Source organism: Candidatus Amarolinea dominans, from assembly GCA_016719785.1.
GTDB lineage: Bacteria > Chloroflexota > Anaerolineae > SSC4 > Amarolineaceae > Amarolinea > Amarolinea dominans.
Map to the genome: position 1 here is coordinate 128,578 of JADJYJ010000030.1, position 21,492 is coordinate 150,069.

Annotated in this window: 17 protein-coding genes; 12 read left to right on the forward strand and 5 right to left on the reverse strand. The window is 62.8% G+C overall.

Annotated elements, in window-relative coordinates; translation table 11 throughout:
• Positions 1–16: 16 nt before the first annotated feature.
• The 3 genes from IPM84_23080 (at position 17) to IPM84_23090 (ending at position 2,380) form a co-directional block, all read left to right on the forward strand.
• A complete protein-coding gene (locus IPM84_23080) occupies positions 17–562 on the forward strand; it encodes a hypothetical protein (GenBank protein ID MBK9095584.1) in 546 nt (181 codons plus the stop codon).
• Positions 516–797: a fibronectin type III domain-containing protein gene (locus IPM84_23085; protein MBK9095585.1), complete on the forward strand. Its 282-nt coding sequence runs from the start codon at positions 516–518 to the stop codon at positions 795–797. The genes IPM84_23080 and IPM84_23085 overlap by 47 nt, the downstream gene beginning before the upstream one ends.
• Positions 798–1,075: 278 nt before the next feature.
• Entirely contained in the window at positions 1,076–2,380 is a 1,305-nt protein-coding gene (locus IPM84_23090; protein MBK9095586.1) for an SH3 domain-containing protein, read from the forward strand.
• Positions 2,381–2,409: 29 nt separating this feature from the next.
• Here IPM84_23090 and IPM84_23095 read toward each other — a convergent pair whose 3' ends face one another.
• Both IPM84_23095 and IPM84_23100 read right to left on the reverse strand, forming a co-directional pair.
• Positions 2,410–2,862, reverse strand: a complete 453-nt coding sequence (locus tag IPM84_23095; protein MBK9095587.1) for a hypothetical protein — start codon at positions 2,860–2,862, stop codon at positions 2,410–2,412.
• A complete protein-coding gene (locus IPM84_23100) occupies positions 2,837–3,133 on the reverse strand; it encodes a hypothetical protein (protein MBK9095588.1) in 297 nt (98 codons plus the stop codon). The genes IPM84_23095 and IPM84_23100 overlap by 26 nt, the downstream gene beginning before the upstream one ends.
• Positions 3,134–3,310: 177 nt before the next feature.
• On the opposite strand from IPM84_23100, the gene IPM84_23105 reads away from it, so the two are divergent.
• Both IPM84_23105 and IPM84_23110 read left to right on the forward strand, forming a co-directional pair.
• Positions 3,311–3,646 carry a hypothetical protein gene (locus IPM84_23105; protein ID MBK9095589.1) on the forward strand — a complete coding sequence of 112 codons (336 nt, stop codon included), beginning with the start codon at positions 3,311–3,313 and terminating at the stop codon, positions 3,644–3,646.
• Positions 3,630–3,989, forward strand: a complete 360-nt coding sequence (locus IPM84_23110) for a hypothetical protein (GenBank protein MBK9095590.1) — start codon at positions 3,630–3,632, stop codon at positions 3,987–3,989. Before IPM84_23105 ends, IPM84_23110 begins: the two co-directional genes overlap by 17 nt.
• A gap of 180 nt (positions 3,990–4,169) precedes the next feature.
• Here IPM84_23110 and IPM84_23115 read toward each other — a convergent pair whose 3' ends face one another.
• Positions 4,170–5,594, reverse strand: coding sequence for a DeoR family transcriptional regulator (locus IPM84_23115; protein MBK9095591.1), 1,425 nt, complete (start codon positions 5,592–5,594; stop codon positions 4,170–4,172).
• 4 nt (positions 5,595–5,598) lie between these two features.
• On the reverse strand, positions 5,599–6,963 hold the full coding sequence (locus tag IPM84_23120) for a bifunctional folylpolyglutamate synthase/dihydrofolate synthase (protein ID MBK9095592.1): 1,365 nt from the start codon (positions 6,961–6,963) through the stop codon (positions 5,599–5,601).
• Positions 6,964–7,090: 127 nt separating this feature from the next.
• Here IPM84_23120 and IPM84_23125 point away from each other — a divergent pair, with 127 nt between their 5' ends.
• Complete coding sequence (locus IPM84_23125) at positions 7,091–9,880, forward strand: hypothetical protein (GenBank protein ID MBK9095593.1); 2,790 nt, start codon at positions 7,091–7,093, stop codon at positions 9,878–9,880.
• Between the two features lie 17 nt (positions 9,881–9,897).
• Positions 9,898–10,917 (forward strand): Gfo/Idh/MocA family oxidoreductase, encoded by a 1,020-nt coding sequence (locus IPM84_23130; protein ID MBK9095594.1) that lies wholly within the window; start codon positions 9,898–9,900, stop codon positions 10,915–10,917.
• A 107-nt stretch (positions 10,918–11,024) separates the two neighbouring features.
• Here the strand turns inward: IPM84_23130 and IPM84_23135 are convergent, their stop codons facing one another.
• On the reverse strand, positions 11,025–11,366 hold the full coding sequence (locus tag IPM84_23135) for a LysM peptidoglycan-binding domain-containing protein (protein ID MBK9095595.1): 342 nt from the start codon (positions 11,364–11,366) through the stop codon (positions 11,025–11,027).
• Between the two features lie 225 nt (positions 11,367–11,591).
• On the opposite strand from IPM84_23135, the gene IPM84_23140 reads away from it, so the two are divergent.
• From IPM84_23140 to IPM84_23160, 5 genes are all read left to right on the forward strand, one after another.
• On the forward strand, positions 11,592–14,816 hold the full coding sequence (locus IPM84_23140; protein ID MBK9095596.1) for an AAA family ATPase: 3,225 nt from the start codon (positions 11,592–11,594) through the stop codon (positions 14,814–14,816).
• 74 nt (positions 14,817–14,890) lie between these two features.
• Positions 14,891–16,327, forward strand: coding sequence for a bifunctional metallophosphatase/5'-nucleotidase (locus IPM84_23145; protein ID MBK9095597.1), 1,437 nt, complete (start codon positions 14,891–14,893; stop codon positions 16,325–16,327).
• Positions 16,328–16,481: 154 nt separating this feature from the next.
• Complete coding sequence (locus IPM84_23150; protein MBK9095598.1) at positions 16,482–17,813, forward strand: AAA family ATPase; 1,332 nt, start codon at positions 16,482–16,484, stop codon at positions 17,811–17,813.
• A gap of 77 nt (positions 17,814–17,890) precedes the next feature.
• The gene (locus IPM84_23155) at positions 17,891–18,982 is read left to right on the forward strand and encodes a DegT/DnrJ/EryC1/StrS family aminotransferase (protein ID MBK9095599.1); all 1,092 of its coding nucleotides are present in this window, start codon (positions 17,891–17,893) and stop codon (positions 18,980–18,982) included.
• 1,168 nt (positions 18,983–20,150) lie between these two features.
• Positions 20,151–21,401: a glycosyltransferase gene (locus IPM84_23160; GenBank protein ID MBK9095600.1), complete on the forward strand. Its 1,251-nt coding sequence runs from the start codon at positions 20,151–20,153 to the stop codon at positions 21,399–21,401.
• Positions 21,402–21,492: the final 91 nt, after the last annotated feature.

The following is a 21,492-nucleotide window of genomic DNA, read 5'->3' on the forward strand; positions in this document are numbered from 1 at the left end:
CGTGTTGGCGGTCACATTGGCTCTTCCCACTCACGGTCAGGCCGGCATCATCGTCAACAACGCCGACACCGTCCGTCAGGAGGGCGTAAGCGTGGACACGGGCCTGACCAACGTGACCAGAAGCGTCGGCCCACGCATCGTCCTGCAATACGCCAACACCAAACGCGAGGAGCGGATCATCGCGCCGCCGGCTGACCTGCGCACTCTCTTCGCCCAGGTGCCGGTGCGCATCGCCCTGCAGTACGCCAATACGAAGCGCGAGGAGCGGATCACCGCGCCGCCGACTGACTTGCGCACCCTGTTCGCCCAGGTGCCGGCGCGCATCGTCCTGCAACATGCGAACACGATGCGCCAGGCCGCCCTGACCGCGCCGCCGGGCGAGCCTGCGCACCCTCTTCGGCCAGGTCGTCAACCGCATCATCCTGCAGTACGCCAACACCAGCCGACAGGTGACGCTGGCCTATCCCGTTGCGCTGATCGGCGACACCGCGCCGCCGCAGATCAGCAACGTCGTCGTGACGCGCGTGGGCGCCAGCATCCGCGTCACCTGGAACACCAATGAGTTCGCCAACAGCACGGTGCTGTACGGGATGCAAACGGGCAGCTACCCGCAGTCGGTGACGAATCCTCTCTTCGAGAGGCAGCATGAAATCAATCTGACCGGTCTGCGCGGTGGAACAACGTATTTCCTGCGTGTGCGCAGCGCGGACTTGAGCGGGAACACCGCGACCGGGGCAGAGCGCAGTATCGTCGCAGGAGGCGGCGTGTATCTGCCGTATGTCGCGCGGCGACGGTAGCGTTTGGATCACGAAGGCGCGAAGTGACACGAAGATCGCGAAGCACAAAGATCGCGAAGCACCCCCCGCCGCGCGATCTTCGCCGTCTTCGGTCCCCCGTTATTCACTCTCCTCCCGACAAGTAGTTGGTGCTGGTTGGACAGTCTGTGTTGGCAGGTGGCTGTGGTTTGAGTATAATCTACTCGGATGATCGCCAAAAGGTACACCAATGAGGGTGGCAACGACGTATCCGGAGCAGCAAGATGAGCCACAGTCGCAGTGTGCCATTCTGGATTTGTATGTGGTTTGGCATTCTTTTTGCTCTGCTAGCCGCGCCGTCAGCCGCGCAATCGGCGCGGCCAGCGCAAACCCCGCCGACTCCGGTCACCCAAAGCCCGTCCGCAAGATCATCCGCCTCTGTGAAGGTCAACGCCAACTTGCGCTCCGGGCCGGGCACAAACTACCCTCGAATTGGCAGCGTCAAGGCTGGCCAGACTATCGAGATCGTAGCCCGCAACCACACAGGAGACTGGTACCAACTAGCGAGTGGTGCTTGGATCTTCGGCAACTTGGTGGACGGCGCGCCCGACGTCCCGGAAGCCATGAATATTCCCGCGCCACCGACCGCTACACCGAATCCAGCCTCAGTCGCGCCAGCAACGAGCCCGCCATCCACCAAGGCCGCGGACGGTCCGCCGCAGGTGGCGGTTAAGGTGAGAACCAACGCTAACCTGCGGACTGGCCCCGGGACTAACTATCCCATCGTAGGTGTCGCCAAGTCTGGACAACCGCTGACCATCATTGGGCGAAACTCAACTGGCACTTGGTATCAGACTGCCAACGGGACGTGGATATTTGGCAATTTACTCAATAGTATGCCGAGGGTGCCGGTGGCAGCGGATAATCCAGCAGCATCAGGAGCAGTGTCTACACCAGCGGTGGCGACACGGACGCCCACCGGGGGAACGACCGGCACGGGTATTGGCAGCGTTGGGCGCGCTCATTCATTAGAATGCAGCTTTGACTCTCCGCTCGCTTGCTTAGATTGGCTATTGGGCGATCCCACCCGCCGCAATACTGTCTTGGGTGGCCTAGGCCTGTGGGTCGCTGCACTCGCGTTGATGGCGGCTGGCAGGCGTTGGCGTTGGGTCATGCACTGCATCCTTGTGACGGTTCTGCTTCTTCCGATCGGCTGGTTCGTCACAATCCTGTCCGGCTTGCTGCAACTGGCTGACCCCGATAGCTCAACTTCTCCACGGGAGTTGCTTCAGAATTTCGTCAATTTGGAGCCAGTGCAGACTACGATAGGAATTGTCTTTTTGGTGCTCACCGCAGTGAGCATTTTCGGCGGTATCATAGTCTTCGCGATACTCGCCATCGTTTATGCCATCTTCCTGGCACTACTGCCTGGCCCTGACTACGTGCCGTCACCGCCCTATCCTCTGTTGGGCCATTCAGAGCATGCAACATCTGGCGAATTCAGCGACAACCGTCCAGACTATGACCCGTACTCAAGCTACCCCGATACGAGGAGCGATGACAATTCCGACGACGATGACCGAAGCAGTGGAAGCATCTGGGATGGATGGTTAGTGAAGTGGTAAACCGGCTGTCTCGGCCACCGCGCCCAGAGTTACACCGACCTCGACCGGGTTGCAGACTCCGCTGACAATAGGAACTCCAGGATCTCGGCGATCAGAAAGGGCAGATTGGGTTGTGAGAAGCTGAGGCCTGGCGCGGGCACGCGGTGATGCTTGATGTCCGGCGGCAGGTGTTTGTGGTGCGGATGGGTGCTGGCCAGGGTGGGATCATTGGGGTGCGGCTGCGAGTCGTACCAGTAGAGTTTTTCGCCGCCAAGCCATACTTCGTAGCTGTAGGCTTCGATGATGACAGTGTTGGCGTCCCAGGTGAGGCGTTCGTATACGGCAAGGCGATAGCCGCCTGTGAAGGTTACATCGCCGGTGAGTTCGGCGAACAGACGACCCCGCTGGGCCACGACCAACGTCGAGCGAGTGATCTGAGATTCGCTTCGCTGCAGCGAATAGATGTAGAGTTCGTAATCACGCAAGGACCGGAATGGGTTCATGGCGCGCTGTTCTCTTGATCACGTCAATAATGGACTGTGTCCCGGCCTGAAACGAATGTAAAATTGACTGATATTGATCGCGTCGTCGCAGCCAAAGTCGGTACGCGCTGGCCCAGGCAGTCCAATCACGGACCCATGAGTCATCCGGCGGTTCTTCGCCGTGTGCATAAGCTTCATAGAAGGTTTCGGACAAAACACCATATTTGCGCTCATAGGTGCGCATGTCGTCTTCCAAAGCATAAATATCTTGCATGATATCGTCTAATGTCATGATCACACCCCCCGCAGGAACTACTGTCAGGCCTGCATTATAGCCGAAATCCGCCGGCCCGCCAAAGTCCTCTGACAGTCCATTCTGAATTGAGTTGGTTCCGGTTGGACAGTCTGTGTTGGCAGGCGACCGTGGATCGAGTATAATCTGGTCGGATGAACACCAGGAGGTGCACTGATGAGTGTGACAACCACCCTGTCTGATAGCGTTGTGCGGCACCTGAATGATCTGTCTTTCGGCCAAACAAATAGCATCAATGACAAGCTGACATTATTGCTTGAAGCTGAATATCGGCGCCGGCTGGCGCGTTACAGTCTGACAGATCGGCAGCTCGCGCAGAAATACGTGATGAGCTTCGACGATTTCGAGCAGCAGCGGATCACCGAACAGCGCGGTTATACCTGGGAGGTGGAATCGGACGCGATGGCCTGGGAGACAGCCGTTGATGGCATCCGCACCGTGCGGCAACAGATCAGTGACCTGCGCGGACAGCGTTATGATTCAGACCATTGACGACCTCATTCTTGAGGCGCACGATGCCAGTGGCCGATTCTGGTTTGTACAGGGTTTCAACATCGTTGAGCAGACGAACGCCACTGTGACCTTGCACCTGACTATCGGCCCAAGTCTATTCGTGCAGGCTTTTTTCAGCCAAAACAGTCGGCGATTGAATTTGGCTCTGGTTAGCCAAGGCGGGCGTCTGTATGGACGCGACTACGAACATGGAACATGGCATCGCCACCCGTTTGGTCAGGCTGAGCAGCATGAACCGACACCTGAAGGGATGTCTGCGCAGCCGTTGACCCAATTTATGACCGAGATTGAGGAGATTCTGGTCGTACACGACCTGATTTGATGACCATGCAGGTCAATAACATGGGCCTGTCGTCAATCTGCCACATACGGACTCACCACGCCAGCGTGGGATACGTGTGGGATTTCGTGGGATACGTGTGGGATAACGTGGGATTGTAAGAAATCCGGCTTCTGGCAGAAGCCGGGTTTCTTGTAGAGACCGGGCTTCTTGCTGGCACGGTCACTTGAGAATGTAATACGTGGCGCGCTTCTCGCCCACGCGCAGCAGAATGCCTTGATCCACCAAATCGGCCAGGTCGCGGCGCAGGGTTTCTGCGCTGACCTCCGGCTGCAGTGCCTGATAATCGCTGTTGGTGATGCGCCCGCGCTGCGCTAGAAATTGCAGCGCGCTCTCCTGCCGTGGATTCAGATTGAGGCCGCGCCAGCGCAGGGCCGGCGCTTCCCCGGCGGCCGACGCCGGCGCGGACGCGGCGATCATCTCCCCGCCGTTGCGCAGCGTCACCTGGAAACCGGCCGCGGTCTCCGTGAACTGCGGCGGCGGCAGACCATGTTCGCTCATCACGCGCACCATGCGATCCATGCCATAGCCCAGGCGCTCGCTGAAACCCATGTCCGACAAAATCTGCACGATGGCCTCGTTGCGGCTGTAACGTTCCGCCAGCAGGTTGTCCAGCGTCACATGCCCTGGCAGGCGCCCCGGTGAGTAGACCTGCAGGCGATCGCTGAACATCAGCAGTCGGATGCCCTCGCCCCGCGCGGCGTAGTCGCGGTGCGCCACCGCGTTGACCAGCGCCTCACGCACCACGGAGATCGGATACTCTGGAACCTCCTCCCGCGCCAGGCCGCGGATGCGGTTCGTGCGCCGCATGTGGTCGGCCACGAAAGCCTCGGCCAGACGCACTTGCTGGGGCAAAACCCCGCGAATGTCCTGGCGCACGAACTCATCGCTCATGTCCGCGCCCTGGTAGCGCACGGCAATCACCTCGGCCGAGCGCAAGAAACGCTGCGGATCGCGGCCAAAGAGCAGAATGCCGGCCACCGTCGGCGCCAGCGCACCGCCGGTGTCGGTCAGGCAGCCGCGGCTGAGCAGCACTTCTTCCACCGTGTCCGCGGCCAGCCCCGACAACGCTTGCACATACGCGCGCACGCGCGACGGATCGAGATCATCGAGCCGGCTGCCAGGCACGGCTGTGGATTCGAAACCGGCGCTGCCCGGATCGCGCTGCATGAGCAAGCGGCGCAGTTCCTCGGTGGTCAGCGGCCGATTCTGGGCGGCCATGCGCGTCCAGTAGACGCCATACACGCTGTAGACGTGCGGCAAGCCCGGCGGCACATTGATCATTGCGACCAGGCCGCCAGGCAGCGTCAGCAGCTCCGGCAGCGGCAGGATCAACGGCGGCTGCGCCAGCAGGCAGGCGCTTTGCGTCAGGTCGGCCAGCGCGTCGGGCAAGGCGTTGGTCGGCGCCAGCACAACCGCGCCGCCATGAGCGTTGGCCAGGGCCGCTAACGTCGCAGCCAACTGCGCCGCGTCCGGCGCCTCATGGAACAGGGCCAGGTCATCCGCCGGCTCGCGCCGCAGCAGCGCTTCGGCCGCGGCCACGGTATGGCTGGCCGGGCGGCGCATGATGAGAGCAGAAACGGTCATCGGTTCACAACTCCAACGCCTCGGCTTCGAAGACCCAATCATCGGGCGCAAAATGATCGGGATGGCGCCGCGCCCAGGCTTCGCGACCTTCGGCGGCGATGAAGAGCGAGCCGGCAAGACAGATCACGTCGGCGGGTGACGCCCAATCCAGCGCCAGCGCCAGCGCCGCGTCCACGGTGGGCGCCGCCGTGGTCACGCCGTGCATGATCTCAGCCGCCATCTCCGCCAGGCTCTGCGGGGCAACCGCGCGCGGGTGCTGCGCGTGTGTGCAGATGAGCAAGTCGGTCACCGGCGCCAGCACGGTCAACATACCGGCGATGTCCTTGTCCAGCGACGCGCCCAAGATCAACGCCAGGCGACCGCCCCGCGCACGTTTGACCGAATCCAACAGCGCGGCCAGCTTTTGCGCGGAGTCCACATTGTGCGCACCATCCGCAATGATCGCCGGCCAATCTCCAATCTCCGGTCTCCAATCTCCTCCCACTGTCAACGTCTCGAACCGCGCCGGCCAACGCGTCTGCGCCAGGCCGCCAGCAATGGCAGCTTCAGCGAGCGCCAGCCCCTGGCCGCGCAGCATCCGCGCCATCACCACGGCCAGCGCCGCGTTGACCGCCTGGTGGGCGCCGACCAGGCTGATGTCGAAACCGGCCACGGCCGCGGCGACTGCCGTATCGCGATCCAGCAGCAGCAGGGGCGCCTGCCGTTCCTGGCACGTCGCTTCGATGACGGCCAGGGCCTCCGGCGCCTGCGGTGCGCAGACCAACGGCACCCCTGGCTTGATGATGCCGGCTTTCTCGTGAGCAATCTGCGTCAGGGTGTCGCCGAGCACCGCCATGTGGTCGTAGCTCAGCGAGGTGATGGCCGTGATGTCCGGCTGCACCACGTTCGTGGAATCGAGGCGGCCGCCCAATCCCACTTCAAGCACGGCCCATTGCACACCCTGCTGCGCAAAATGGGTCAGGGCCAGCGCGGTAATCAGCTCGAAGGTGGTCACGCCAGGCAGGCGCTCGCTGGCCGGGCGGCAGTGGGCAACCAACGTCACCAACTCGGCGCGACTGATGAGCGCACCATTGACGCGCATGCGTTCACGAAAGGTATGCAGATGCGGCGAGGTGTACAGACCGGTGCAATAGCCGGCCGCGCGCAGGATGGACTCCATGAAGGCGCAGACAGAGCCTTTGCCTTTGGTGCCCGCGACGTGTACAATATGAAAATGCTGCTGTGGATTCCCCAGGTCGGCCAGCAAAGCTCGCATGCGCTCCAGGTTGAGCGTGGTGGCGGAATAGTCAAAGCGCGGCTGGCGCTCGAAATTAACGCGGCCGAAGATGGTGTGCAGGGCGTCGAGATAGGCTGGATGGTTGTCATTCATGGCGGCGCTATTGTACTCTAGCGGGCACGAAAGGCAAACCGTGCAACGAGCGGTTGAGACAAGAAAAGAAGAAACCGGGCTTCTGCGAGAAACCGGGTTTCGATCTCATCATCGGCGCCATCCTCACTTGGTCGCGCTCGCCGGCTTCCTGCTGCTGAGCCTGCTGCTGACCTGGCCGCTGATTCTGCACGGCACGACCCATGTCCCCGGCGACGGCATTGATGACCCCGCGCTGGCCTGGAACCTATGGTGGGTCAAGTTTGCCGCGGTGGATCGCCAGCTCAATCTGTTCGACTGCCGCTGGATGTTCTATCCGATCGGCATCAACCTGGCGTTCTACACGCTGACGGTGCTCAATGGCTTGCTCTCCGTTCCACTGCAAACGGCCGCCTCCGTCATCGTTGCCAACAACGCCCTGATCCTCGCGTCCTTCGTGCTCAGCGGCTACGGCGCCTTCTTGCTGGCGCGCACGGTGCTGCGTCGCCCGCAGGCCGATTTCTGGCCGGCGTTCGGCGCGGGGATCGTCTACGCCTTCGCCTCCAGCAAGCTCTTCTACGCCGCGCTCGGTCAGGCCAACATCGCCAGTTCGCAGTGGATTCCCTTCTGCGCGCTCTACCTGGTGCGCCTGGGGCGGGCGGTCACGCTGCGCCAGGCGCTGCGCGAGGGTGCGCTGGCCGGCCTTTTCCTGGCCCTGCAACTTTGGGCGGAGATGACCTTCGCCAGTTTCCTCTTCATCCTGGTCGGGCTGTTCAGCATCCGTTGGTTGATTACCGCGCTGATCTCCCCGCGGCGCGCCGGGCTGACGCCGCGGCTGCTTGGCCTGGCGGCAATGGCCGTGGTAGTCGCCCTGGCCGCGCTGCCCCTGCTGGCCGCCATGCTGCCCGATCTGCAGGCCGAGGGCGATTTCTTCAGCCGCGGAGGTGGCTTTGCCGACCTCTTCTCGGCCGATCTGGCCGGCTTTGCCCAGCCGACGCAGTTGCACCCGCTGCTGGGCGCCGCGGCACGGGCGGCGCCATTCCCGCACGACAAAGGGCAGCATCTCTACCCCGGTTTTTCTGTACTGGCGCTGGCGCTGCTGGGCGCCTGGGCGGGGCGCGGTCGGGGTGACGGCCGCTTCTGGACGCTGGCCGCGCTCGCCTTCTTCCTGCTGGCGCTCGGCCCCACCCTGCGCATCGCCGGCCAGGATACCGGCATTCCTGGCCCGTTCAGCCTGCTGGCACAGATCCCCTTCTTCAACGGCAACCGCTACCCCAGCCGCTTCAGTGTCATGCTGATGCTCAGCCTGGCCGTGCTGGCGGCCGAGGGGCTGGCCGTGTTGGCGGGGCACAGCAGGGAGATTTTTCGTAAGCGGTCGGCGCAGGCCGACCTTGCGGCGGAACGCCCTTGCGCCCCGAATTCATTCGGCGGGCGCCCATTTTCCGCGCCGGCCGGCAGCGCACTCGCCGCGGCCAGCCTGCTGCTGATTCTGTTCGAACATCTCTCCGTGCCATTGCCGTTGAACAACCTGGCCCAAGTCCCGGCTGTTTACCAGGATGTGGCAGCCACGCCTGGCGATTTCACGCTGCTGGAACTGCCACTGGGCTGGCGCAACGGCGCACGCGTCCTGGGCAAACAAGACCCGCTCATCATGCAGCAGCAGTGGTACCAGACCCTGCATCACAAACGGCTGCTGGGCGGCAATACCTCGCGCAATCCGGCTCTCAAGTTTCAATACTTCAGCCAGGCGCCGGTGCTCAGTACCCTGCTGGCGCTGACCAACGCGGCCGACCAGCCCCCGCATGAGCGCCTGCGCAGCCTTCTCGCCGATCCGACTGCCTGGCAGCAACTGCTGGAGCACGATCGCCGCGCCGCGCCCGCTGTGCTGCGCCAGTTCGACATTCGCCTCATCACGATCCACGAGGCCGCTGCGCCGCCCAATCTCGTTACTTATGTCGAGTCGGTGCTGCCGGTGCGCCTGCTGACCGTGCGTGAGGGAATCCGCCTTTACGCGGTGACGGACATCGCGGCGCCATCACCGACCGACGTAGATTTGACCGCTGCCGCGGGCACGCTCTACCTGGGCGAAGGCTGGAACGGCTGGCTGCAGCCGCCGGTTCTCGGCGGGGTCTGGCATGGCGAGACGCCGGACGCGGTGTGGGCCGAGCGGACGCAAAGCCGGCTGCTGCTGCCGCTGGCGGAGACCGGGGCGCGCCTGACCCTGGAAGCCAAAGCGGCCGGGCCAGGGCAGACCCTGCGCGTGCGCGTCAACGGCTGGCGCTCGCCCGTGCAGGCGCTGGCGCCCACCTGGCAAATGGTGACGGTCGAGATTCCTGCCCGGGCCGTGAGTGCGGGCCTGAATGATGTCATTCTGGAATTTGGCAAACTCTACCCACTACCGTTAGAATCAGATGAAACACGGGCGATTGGCGCAACCGGCCAGCGCGCGCCCGTCCCGATTTTTGTCGAGAGCGCCGGCGAAGAGAGCGGCGATTTCGCTCATATCTGGGTCAATGGCCGCGATGTCGTCACCACGCCCGCTGAGCCGGGCTATGTCGTGGCGGTCATCGAACCGCTGCAGGGCACGGTGGAGGCTGTGCGTCGCTTCGACACCCTGGCCGACCCGACCGCGTCGAGCGCGCTGGCTGCTTTTATCCAGGGACTGCCGGCCGGTCGCATCGTGGCCGTGGCTGCGGCCGACGAAGCCTCGCTGGCGTTGGGCGCGGACGCGGTGGCCGCGTTACGCGACATCGGCGCCGCGGGCGATTTGATGGGCCATTTTCGCTGGGGCCACGCGATCATTGGCGTCGCAGGCGCGGCGCCGGGCCAGGCGCTCGAGGCGCTGGGCGCCCTGCAGCCGGTTGGTGCGGCGGTTGGCGGCGCCTGGCGCAGCCCTCAGGTGGCCGCGGCCGTGCGGCGCGTGGGGTGGCTGGCGCCTTGAATTCAACAAGGGAGCGCATGAACGAATCAACGGTACGAATTGCTTTGGTTGGCTGCGGCTATTGGGGGCCGAACCTGGCGCGTAACTTGAGCCAGGTCAACGGTGGGCGCCTGATGGTATGCACCGATACCGATGCGCAGGCGTTGGCGCGCATGGAACGGCAGTATCCACAGGTTGAGATGACGACCGACAGCGCCGCGGTCCTGCAGCGATCAGACATAGACGCGGTGGTGTTGGCGACGCCCGCGCGCACCCATGCAGGTTTGGCCCTGGAGGCGCTGGCGGCCGGCAAGCATGTCTTTGTGGAAAAACCCCTGGCACTGAGCGTGGCCGACGCCGAGCAGATGGTGGCTGCCGCGCAGGCCGGCAGCCGTGTCTTGATGGTGGGGCACGTGTTCGAATATCACCCGGCGCTGCGCCATATCAAACAGCTATTAGACAAAGGTGAGCTTGGTGATTTATACTACCTGTACAGCACGCGGGTAAACCTGGGGCGAGTCCAGGCAGACATCAACGCGCTGTGGAGCATCGCCCCGCACGACATTGCAATCATGCTGCACCTGGTGGGCGGTCTGCCCCTGCGCGTCAGCGCGCACGGCCAGGCGTTTCTCAGCGGCAGTGTGGAAGATGTGGTGTTCGTCAACCTTGAATTTGCCGGCGGTGTGATCGGGCACATTCACGCCAGTTGGCTTGACCCCAGCAAAACGCGGCAGTTGACGGTGGTGGGCAGCCGGCGCATGGTGGTGTACGACGATGTCGCGTCCGAAGGCAAGGTAAAAATATACGACAAAGGCGTCTACCGCAAGAACGAGCCGGGCTACGGCGAGTTTCAGGTCAAGGTACACTCAGGCGACATCACCATTCCGCGCCTGGACATGACCGAGCCTTTACAGTTGGAATGTCAACACTACGTGGATTGCATCCGGGAGGGACGAACGCCGCTGACAGACGGCGTCAACGGCTTGCAGGTGGTGAGGGTGCTGGCAGCGGCCCAGGCATCGTTAGCGGCCGGCGGCCTGAGCGTCGCCGTGGCATGAACAGATGATCATGCGTTCACCGCCGCCCGAACCCCTCGAATGCCCGGTAAACGCGACAGCCACCGATTTCAATCGGTGGCTGTCAGCGGTGGCTGTCTGCCGCGCTCCTAACCGTCATTCTGGGGTCTTGTCGTCGGCAGAATGGGGGGAAGCTCAGGCAGGGGTTGCAGGGTCGGCGTCGGAGTCGCCTTGGCGCCCGGGAGCGGAATCTTGAGCCGGGTGTTGGTTTGCAGTTTGGTGGAGACCGATATTCTGTTGTATTTCGCAATGGCCTTTGCCGTGATGCCGTATTTCGAAGCGATGGAGGTCAGGGTTTCACCTTTGTGTACCACGTGAGTGATCACCCGATCCTCCCGGGCTGACGCTTGTGCAGCCGGAGCATAAGCCACGACGACGAACAACAATCCAACGACCAGGATCAATCGTACGATGAACTTTGACTTAACCATTTTGTGGCCTCTTCCTCAAATCGAATCTAGGTATTGTTGTAGTTCGACGTCATGAATGACGTTAGGGCTTTTTTGTTCTGAACAATTGTCACTCTTTTGTTATACCAAGTGCAATAGGCATCAAGTACGCATTTTGCCTTGATTTGCTGTATTACCTGTTGTCATCACCCCGTTTTGACTCGTGACCGCCATCGAAGTCCCGTCTAGCCAGTGTCAGGAGGCATTATGTTGCGCCAACCACATGCGCTCATCCTTGTTTGCGTCGTGATCCTCGTTATGGCCGCGGTGCCTGTGCTGCCGGCTGCATCACAGACCACCTATATCCCATGGCGCACCTTCACCACCGACGATGGCTTGGCTACCAATGAGGTCTATGCCCTCTTTCAGGACAAAACCGGCGACATGTGGCTGGCAACCGCTGCCGGCGTCAACCGTTTCAATGGCCGCTGGCGCACCTACACCATCGCCAGTGGCCTGATCTCCAACCGGGTGCGGGCCATCACACAGAGCCGCGATATGCGCTCGATCTGGATTGCCACCCTGGATGGCGTCAGTCGCTTGACAACCGCCAGCGACGGCACGGAATCGTGGCAATCGTTCGATGCAGCCAGCGGCCTCTTGAACAACTCCGTCCGCGCCGTCATGGAAGCGCAAGATGGCTCACTGTGGTTTGGCACGGCTGATGGGATTTCGGTCTTGACCATTCAAGCCGACAACTCCATCAGTTGGGCGCAGGTCACCGCCGACGACGGCTTGGCGCCTGGTCAGGTCACTGCGCTGCTGCAAGACACGAATGGCGCCATCTGGGCGGGGACTACGGCCGGGGTGGCACGCTTCGATGGACAACGTTGGAGCGACGTGATCCCAAGCGAGGGCTTGGCCCTGGCGCGCATCAATGCGATTCTGCAGGACCGTGCCGGTGACATCTGGTTCGCCACGGAAGGCGGCGGCGTCATGCAATTGTCTCAGGCAGAAGGCAGTTGGCGGCACTACACGGCGGCGGACGGCCTGCCGGACAACAACGTCTGGTCTATCTGGCAGGACGTGCAGGGCGACTATTGGTTTGGCGCCAACTTTGGCGGCGTAGCGCACTTTGTCCCGACCAACCCGGAAGACGAACAATGGTCGCTCTTCACGGTCTCGAACAGTGGCCTGATTGCCAATTCGGTGCGTGCCATCTGGGAAGACCCCACCAGCGGCAGTCTGTGGTTTGCCACCACCGCCGGTTTGAATCGCTACGATTGGCGCCAGTGGCACAGCAGTCTGCCGGGTGACACCGGCTCCCCCACCCGCGTATTTGCCCTGACCGAGGACGATGAGGGCCGTCTGTGGGCAGGCACCGACAGCAGCGGGCTGTTTGTCCGCGATGACGAGCGATGGCTGTCGGTGGGCCTGAGCGACGACCCTGCCCAGCCGGCCGATTTCGTTTCGTCTCTGCGCTTCGATCACGAGGGGCGCATGTGGGTGGGTACCAATGGCAACGGGCTGTTCGTGCGCGAGGAAGATCAGTGGCGACCGATCACAGAGACGGCTATCTTCACCGGCGCCACCGTCATCGCCATCACAGAGCAAAAAGATGGCACCCTTTGGTTTGGGACCTTCGGCGGCCTGGTGCAGCGCCGCGCCGGCGCAGGTAGTGACGCTGACTTCTGGCGCATGTTCGGCGCCACAGACGGATTGCCTGGGCAACGCATTCAAGCCCTGCTTGTGGACAGCCATGACCGGCTCTGGGTAGGCACCGATAGCGGCCTGGGAGTTTTCAACGGTAGCGGCTGGCGCACCTACTCCAAAGAAAACTCAGCGCTGCCGGCCAACGACATCCGTTCCCTGGTGGAAACCAGCGATGGCAGCATTTGGGTCGGCACCTGGGCCAGCGGCATTGGCCGCCTGAATCCAGAAACGGAGCAATGGCAGGTCCTGACCGTGGCCGATGGTCTGGTCTCCAACGGCGTCGTGGCCCTGCTACGCGACCAGGACGACGCCATCTTGATCGGCACCGAGGGCGGCATCAGCCGCTTCGATGGCAGCACCTGGCAAAGCTACCAGGAGGCCGATGGCCTGGCCGGCGGCATCGTCACCACCATGTTTCAGGATAGCCAGGGCATCTACTGGCTGGCCACCGTGGGCGGCATGCGGCGCTACCAGCCGGAGGCGCGGCAGCCGTGGGTACGTGTGACGTCCATCAATTCCAGGATACTCAACGGCAGTCCGCTGCAACTGACGAGCGCCGACCAGGTGACGATTGACTTCAGCGGCGGCGATCAGGAAACGGTACAAACGGCACTGCTCTACCAGTACCGCTTGCTGCCCGTGGCTGAGGCCTGGCAAACGACGCGTAACCCGCGCGTGCGTTTTGGCGCGCTGACGCCTGGCGCGTATACCTTCGAGATTCGCGTACGCGACGAGGCCATGAACTATTCCCCGGTCACGCAAGCGGCGTTGACCGTGACGCGACCGCCGGCTGTCGTGGTGTTGCCCATCGTGGGCAGCGTCTCGCTCTCCAGTTTGGTTTTCGGCGTCCTGATGATCGCCATCGCCGTGGGCACGGGTAGCCTGGGGCTGACGGCCTGGTTGCGCGGGCGTCGTCGTCCACGGCAGGCGCTGCAGCGTAAGTTCAATCCCTATGTTTCCGGGGAACCGGTGCGCCGCGATGATCTCTTCTTCGGCCGTCACGAACAACTCAAGCGTATCCTGACCGTTCTGCATCGCAACAGCGTGATGATCCACGGCGAGCGGCGCATCGGCAAGACCAGCCTGCTGTTCCAACTGGCCGATCGCCTGCGCGAGGCGAGCGATCCTGACTGCGTGTTCGTCCCGGTGCTGGTTGATCTGGAGGGCACGCCCGAAACCGAGTTTTTCCATCGTTTGATGGAAGCCATCGTAGAAGTGCTACCGGCGGATGAGAGGGCCAAACTGGAGCTGGCCTATCGTCCGTCAGCCACCGAATACACGGCCCGCGATATGCGCCGCGACCTGCGCCTGATCATCGCCCATCTGCAGGAGCGGGCGACGAAGACGGTGCGCCTGATTCTCCTGCTGGATGAGGTTGATGTGATGAATGATTACGATCAATTGACCCAGCAGCAGTTGCGGCGTATCTTCATGGAGCAGTTTGCGCAGAACCTGGGAGCGGTGGTGGCCGGCGTGCGTATCAGCAAAGCCTGGGACCGGCTGGAAAGCCCCTGGTACAACCTGTTCAACGAAATCGAACTGATGCCCTTCGGCCGCGAGGATGCGCTGGCTCTGCTGCAGGAACCGGTCAAGGGTGTCTACCGGTGGGATCAGGACGCGCTGGAGTTCATTGTTGCCCATGCCAACGGCCGTCCCTATCGCATCCAGCAATATGGCCTGGAGTCAGTCAACCGCATGTTCGAAGGCAATCGCACGACCATCCAACTGGCCGATGTCGAAGGGGCGCATGAGGCCATTCAACGCATGGCCGAAACGTAGGGCGACTCGAGAGTCACCCCTCTGAAGCTGTGCACAGCAGTAACGCGTCACCCCTGGAGGCTGCAATCAAAACCGTGACCGAAACAGTTACACTCACCATTCTGCACACCAACGACATGCATGGACGCGTAGCCGCGCTGTCCAGGATCGTCACCCTGGCTCGTCAAATTCGTCAGGAGGTGACCAGCCAGGGGAGCGCGTGCGTCCTGTGGGATGCCGGCGATGCCGAGGATACGATTCTGCTCGAAAGCAGCCTGACGCGGGGCGCGGCAGTCATGAGTTTACTGGCAGCAGCCGGCTACGAGCTTCAGGCGCTCGGCAATGCTTCGATCTTGCGCTATGGGCCGCGCATCCTGCCCGAACATCGCGCCCGCTTTGGCCGCCCGCTGCTGTGCGCCAACCTGGTGGAACGCAGCAGCGGCAACCTGCCGGCCGGACTGACGCCATACACCATCGTACCCTGCGGCGATGTGCGCATCGGCGTGATTGGTCTCAGTGCGCCGATCCCCGTCTACACCGTCTTCGACCTGGAGCCGCGGCAACCGCAGGATGTACTGCCCGATCTGATCGCGCAGGTCCGAGCGGCCGGCGCGCAAACCATCGTGCTCCTCTCCCATCTCGGCTCGAAGGCAGATCAACAGCTGGCCGAAACCATCCCCGGCCTTGATCTCATCATCGGCGCTCACGATCATGTGGCGCTCGATCCGCCGCTCCTGGTCAACGGCACGCTCATTGCTCAGGCCGGCGATTATGGCCGCTTCTTGGGCCGGCTCGACCTGGCCCTGGATCGCCACAGCGGCCGCATCGTCTCACATACGGGTCGCCTGCTCCCGATCTCCGATGCGCTGCCACCCGATCCCGACTTCGAGCAGGCCTGGCTGGCCGTGCAGGCCGAGGTCAAGGCGCAGGCGGCGCGACCGGTTGGCGAACTGCTGGCGCCGCTGGAGTTGGTGGACGATCGGGAGTGCAGCGCGGGCAATCTGCTGGCCGATGCCCTGCTCGCGCGGCTGCCAGATGTCGAACTGGCGCTGGCGCTGGCCGGTCAATGGACGCATGGTCTGCCGGCTGGCCCGGTGTCCTACGGCGGGTTGAACAGCGCCATGCGCCTGTCAACCAATCCAGGCCGCGTCATGTTGAGCGGCGACGAAATTCACCGCTGGCTGGCGAGCGCCGTACAACCCGCAAACGCCGCCCGCAAGCTGCATGCCCTGCGCGATCGGGCCTGCGGACTGCCGCACGTGGCCGGCGCCCAGGTGTTCTACGATCCAGCGCAGCCCGATTCGCTCACCGTCAGCGTGGGGGGTGAGCCACTGGCGCCCGATCGCCAGGTCGCGGTGGCAACGACCGACCTGGAATTCTCAGAGATGATTGGCTACGTGGTGATTGACGAGGCGCGCGTCGCCTTCGAGGTTCCGACGATCATGGCCGAGATGCTCGAGGATTACCTGGCGCTGCACTGGCCGCTGACGCCGCCCACCGGTCCGCGCATGATGGCGCAGGCGACGGCATGATTCGTTGTTTTGATCTGGTCGGAAAAATTGCCCGCCGTTCGAGATTGATTATAATAGAAGCACGTGATGTCATTCAGACAGGTTGCCCTGCGCCGCCGACGCGGGCTTGCCTTCATGAGCGCTCATCATCGCAACGTCCAGGAAAGGCGCTACAGTGAGTAATCCGTATATCGTCGGTGGTTGGGTCAGCGGTGCGTTGCACTATGGCCGCCGTGGTTTGATCTCGCACCTGCTTGAGGGGCCGAACCACGCGCTGTGGGTGGTGGGCACCCGCCGTGTCGGCAAGACCTCGTTGCTACGCCAGATCGAGGCCTTGACCCTCACGCATCCACAGTACGTGCCGTTGTATGTGGATTTGCAGGGCATCAGCACTCGTGCAGAGTTCAATCAGGAGTTGCACTATGCCCTGGATGAAGTGGCCGCGCGCTTCGACGCCCAGGGTATTGACGCCGCTGCCCTGGCCCAGGAGGATGAGCTTGGCCTCCTGCGCACCCTGCGACGCCAACTGCTGGCCGTGGAGCGGACACTCCTGCTGCTCATTGACGAGGCTGAGGCCCTGATCAGCATTGGGCAGCCTGACCCGGCGCTCTTACAGCGCCTGCGCAAAATTTTCCTGGCCGGCAGCGGCATCCGTGTGATCATGGTGTCCACGAAAATTCTGCTGCAGCTCAACGAACAGGCGGCTGACTGGAACACGTCGCCGTTCCTGAACGGCTTTGCGCCGCGCAATTTGACCGCCCTCGATCCGGTGGCCGCCGCAATGTTGATCCGTCAATCACAATCGGCGGCGCCGGTGACCGCCAGCGAACAGGTCATTAATTGCATCCGTGACGAGGCCGGAGATCACCCCTTTCTCATGCAGATGATTTGCCAACGGCTGTGGCAAGAGGACAACAGCCTGCGCGAGCTGACGTCAGCCGATTTGATCGTGGATGACATGTTGGCCGGATTCTTCGAACATGACTACAAGTATTTGTCTGCTGGCGAGCGGCGCATTTTGTTGGCGGTTAGTCGGGCTGGCGTGCTGAGTGAAAACGCAGTGCGCGAGGCGACCGGCCTCTCGGAGTCGGAAACAGTAGGCTTTGTTTTCGGTCTGATCAAACTCGGCTATCTGCGCGTGGTCTACAACCAGTTGGCCGTGGGCAATCAGTTGCTCGACACCTGGATTCAACAGAACTTCGCGCGGCTGGAACAACAGATCAGCAGCGCGATCTCTGACAACAGCAGCCAACGCCTGCTGGAAGCCGGGCGTCGTGAGGAAATGCGTATGCTGCAGGATCAACTGGCGGTGCTGCGCAGTAACCTGGCAGAACTGGAGATGCAGCGCATTCAGTATGGGATCCAGGTGCCGTTGAGCCTCATCAACGGCATCAATCAGACAAAACGCGACATCGCCCGCCTGGAAGATCAGTTGTCCAACCTGGCCGACGGCCTGGCCAGTCCGCATACCGCATTCACGGCTGCGCCGAGCAGAAGTACCTATTAACAGTGCAATTGAGAAGAGCAGATACAAGGGAAAAATACGATTCTATGGGATCCGTGACACAGCAGGACGCCATTGCCATGGTGGACCTGAAAGCACAGTACAGTACAATCAAAACCGAAATTGATGCCGCCATTCAGCGGGTGGTCAGCAGCACGAGTTTCATCATGGGGCCTGAGGTGACCGGTTTCGAACAAGCCTTCAGCCCTATGGCCGGCGCAAGCTACAGCGTAGGCGTGGCCTCCGGTACAGCGGCGCTGCACCTGGCCCTGCTGGCCTGCGGCATCGGCCGCGGGGATGAGGTCATCACGACCCCGTTCACCTTCTTCGCCACCGGTGAAGCCATTTCGCAGACCGGCGCCACCCCGGTCTTTGTGGACGTGCAGCCCGACACCTACAACCTGGACCCGGAGCAGGTGGAGCGCGCCATCACCCCGCGCACGAAGGCGATCATGCCCGTCCATCTGTATGGGCAGGTGGCCGAGATGGATGAGATTCTCGCCATCGCCCGGCGCAGCAATCTGCGCGTGATCGAGGATGCCGCGCAGGCCCATGCCGCGGAGTACCGTGGACGCCGCGCCGGCAGCATGGGCGACCTGGCCTGCTTTAGTTTTTATCCGAGCAAAAACCTGGGTTGCTACGGCGATGGCGGTCTGGTCACCGGCAGCGATGAGACCCTCATCAAGCGCGTGCGCAAGCTGCGCGATCACGGGCGCATGAGCAAGTACGAGCACGATGAATTGGGTTGGGGCTATCGCCTGGACGCGCTGCAAGCCGCCATCCTGGGCGCCAAGCTGCCGCACCTGGAAGCCTGGACCGAGGCTCGGCGCAGTCACGCGGCCCACTACAACGAACTGCTCGCCGGCAGTGACATCGTCACACCGATTGCGCGTCCCTACAATCGCCATGTCTACCACTGCTACGTCGTACGCACACCGCGCCGCGATGAACTGGCGGCCCATTTGACCGAGGCCGGCATCGGCGCGGTCATTCATTATCCCCTGCCGCTGCACCTGCAGCCGGCCTACCGCGACCTGGGCTACCGCGCGGGCAGTCTGCCCGTCAGTGAAGCCTGCAGTCAGCAAGTCATCTCCCTGCCCATGTATCCCGAACTGACCGACGCACAGATCGAACGGGTCACGATGACGGTGAGAGCGTTCGTTGGCGGGTGAACTGAGAGTCTGTGAAAATATCCTGGCGGCAGTTCGGAGGTGGCATCATGACCACAACCCGTAGTGGCTTCGGTGTTTGGAAACTACCACATGCAGTATGCCATTGAAGGGGTGTCACGCACCCCAGAGATATTTTCACAGACTCTGAGTCCAACGGTTTCGGTGCTGGTGCCGGCGCGCAATGAAGCCGAGAATATCCCGATCTTGCTGGCGAAGGTCGCCAAAGCCTTCGACGCGCTGGGGCTGGACGGTCGCGCCGAACTGGTGTTGATTGACGATGGCTCGACCGACGGCACAGGCGATGTGGCCGCCAGTCAGACGCTCGCCTATCCTTTCCTGCGCCTGATCCGTCATCGCCGCAACCTGGGTCTCACCGCCGCGCTGCGCAGTGGTTTTCGCGCAGTCACCGGCGATCTGATCATCTTCCTGCCGGCTGACCTGGAGTCGGACCCGGAGGAGGATATTCCCAAACTGCTGCACAAATTGGCCGAAGGGTACGACGTGGTGGCCGGCTGGCGTCAGGGTCGCGCCGACGGTAAGACCTTCGCCTCTGGCATCTACAACACGGTCTCGCGGCGCCTGTTCAAGGTGCAGGCGCACGACATGAACTGGATCAAGGCCTTTCGCCGTGAGGTGCTGTTGACCCTGCCGCCCCTGCGCTCAGACTGGCACCGCTTCCTGCTCATGATCGCCGCCCAGCAGGGCTACCGTATCGGCGAAGTGGCAACCAACTGGTACCCTCGCCGCGCCGGGCGTTCCAAGTATGGCTTCAGCCGCATCCCCATCAGCCTGCTCGATGTCCTCGTGGTCAAATTTCTGCTCGCCTTCAGCCAGGCGCCCATGCGTTTCTTCGGCGGATTGGGCCTGGCCGCGCTGAGCTTGAGCGGGATCACGGCGGTTTATCTACTCCTGCTTTACCTGCTGACGCAAACCCAGCAGCGCCCGATCTTCTGGGCCGCCGGCGGACTCGCCCTGGCCGGTCTGCTCCTGATCCTGGTCGGCTTCATTGCCGAGTTGATCGTCAGCCAGGCTGAGCAGATCAAAGAGATGGAGTGGCGTCTCGACACGTTCATGGCAGAGTCCGGTTACAGGCAGAAACCGGGTTTCTCCCCGGCCAACCATCGAGCAGCGCCTCTGCAGCCGCGGCAGACCCGGCATCCACGTCACCATGAAGATCGGCGTTCTCACCCACAACTACCCGCGCTTTGCGGGCGACTTCAGCGGCTCGTTCGTCGAAGCCCTCTGTCGCGAGTACGTGCGCCAGGGCGCGGAAGTGACCGTGGTGGCGCCGTTCGATCCCGCGTATCGGCGCGCCGCGGCTGATCTGGGCGGCGTGCGGCTCCACACCTATCGCTACGTCTGGCCGGACTCCGCGCACCGCCTGGGCTACATGCGCACGATGCGGGCCGACCTGGCAATGAAAGGCGAAGCCTATCTGCTGGGCGCGCTGCTCTTCACACTGGGCAAGGCCGCGGTGGAGCGCTGGATCGCACAGGCGCAGCCGGACGTGCTGCACGCGCATTGGGTGCTGCCCAACGGCTATCTGGCCGCAGGCGCGGCGGCCCGCCGCGGCATCCCGCTGGTCGTCTCCATCCCCGGCTCTGACGCGCTGGTGGCCGGGCAAAATCCGCTCTTCAAGCGCATGGCGCGCCAGGCCTTTGCCACGGCCGGCCTGATCACCGCCAACAGCGCAGATCTGCGTGAGGTGGCGGTGCGCGACCTGGGCGCAGACCCGGCCAAATTCGAGCTGATCATCTACGGCGTTGACCCGCAGGCGCTGCGTCCCGATCCAGAAGCTGGCGCGGCCCTGCGTCAGCGCCTGGGCCTGGCGGCCGACAGTTTCGTTCTGCTGGGCGTGGGGCGCATGGTGCCCAAGAAAGGTTTCGATTCGATCATCCAGGCCATGCCGTTGTTCAGCGGCGCGCATGGCGATACGCCCTTGCCGCAGCGGGTTGACCTGGTGCTGGTGGGTGATGGCGACACGCGCGCCACGTGGGAAGCGCTGGCGCGTGCGCTGGGCGTCGAGGCCAATGTCCATTTTGTGGGCAGCGTGCCCTACGATCAGATGGGCGCATTCTACAATCTGGCCGACGTGTTCGTCATGCCGTCGGTGACACAACCGGTGGACGGGCTGAATGTCTGTGTGCTCGACGCCATGGCCTGCGCCAAGCCGATCGTCGCCACGGTGGTCGCCGGCAATCCCCTGGTGGTGACAGATGGCGAAAACGGCTTCCTGGTGCAAGAGCGCTCGCCCGGCAGCCTGGCCGCCGCCGTCACCCGCCTGGTGGAACAACCTGCCCTGCGCCTGGCCCTGGGCGCGCGCAGCCGCCAACGCATCGAGCAAGAGTTCGCGTGGCAACACCTGGCCCGCCGCTACCTGGCACACTTCGAGAGGCTAGTGGAAAACGCAAAACGCTGAATGAGGAATGCTCAGAGCTGTCCGCCAATAACAAGACCCGTCTTCGATACTCGAAAACGGGTCTTGCTCATTACTGAACGTCGTCGCAAAA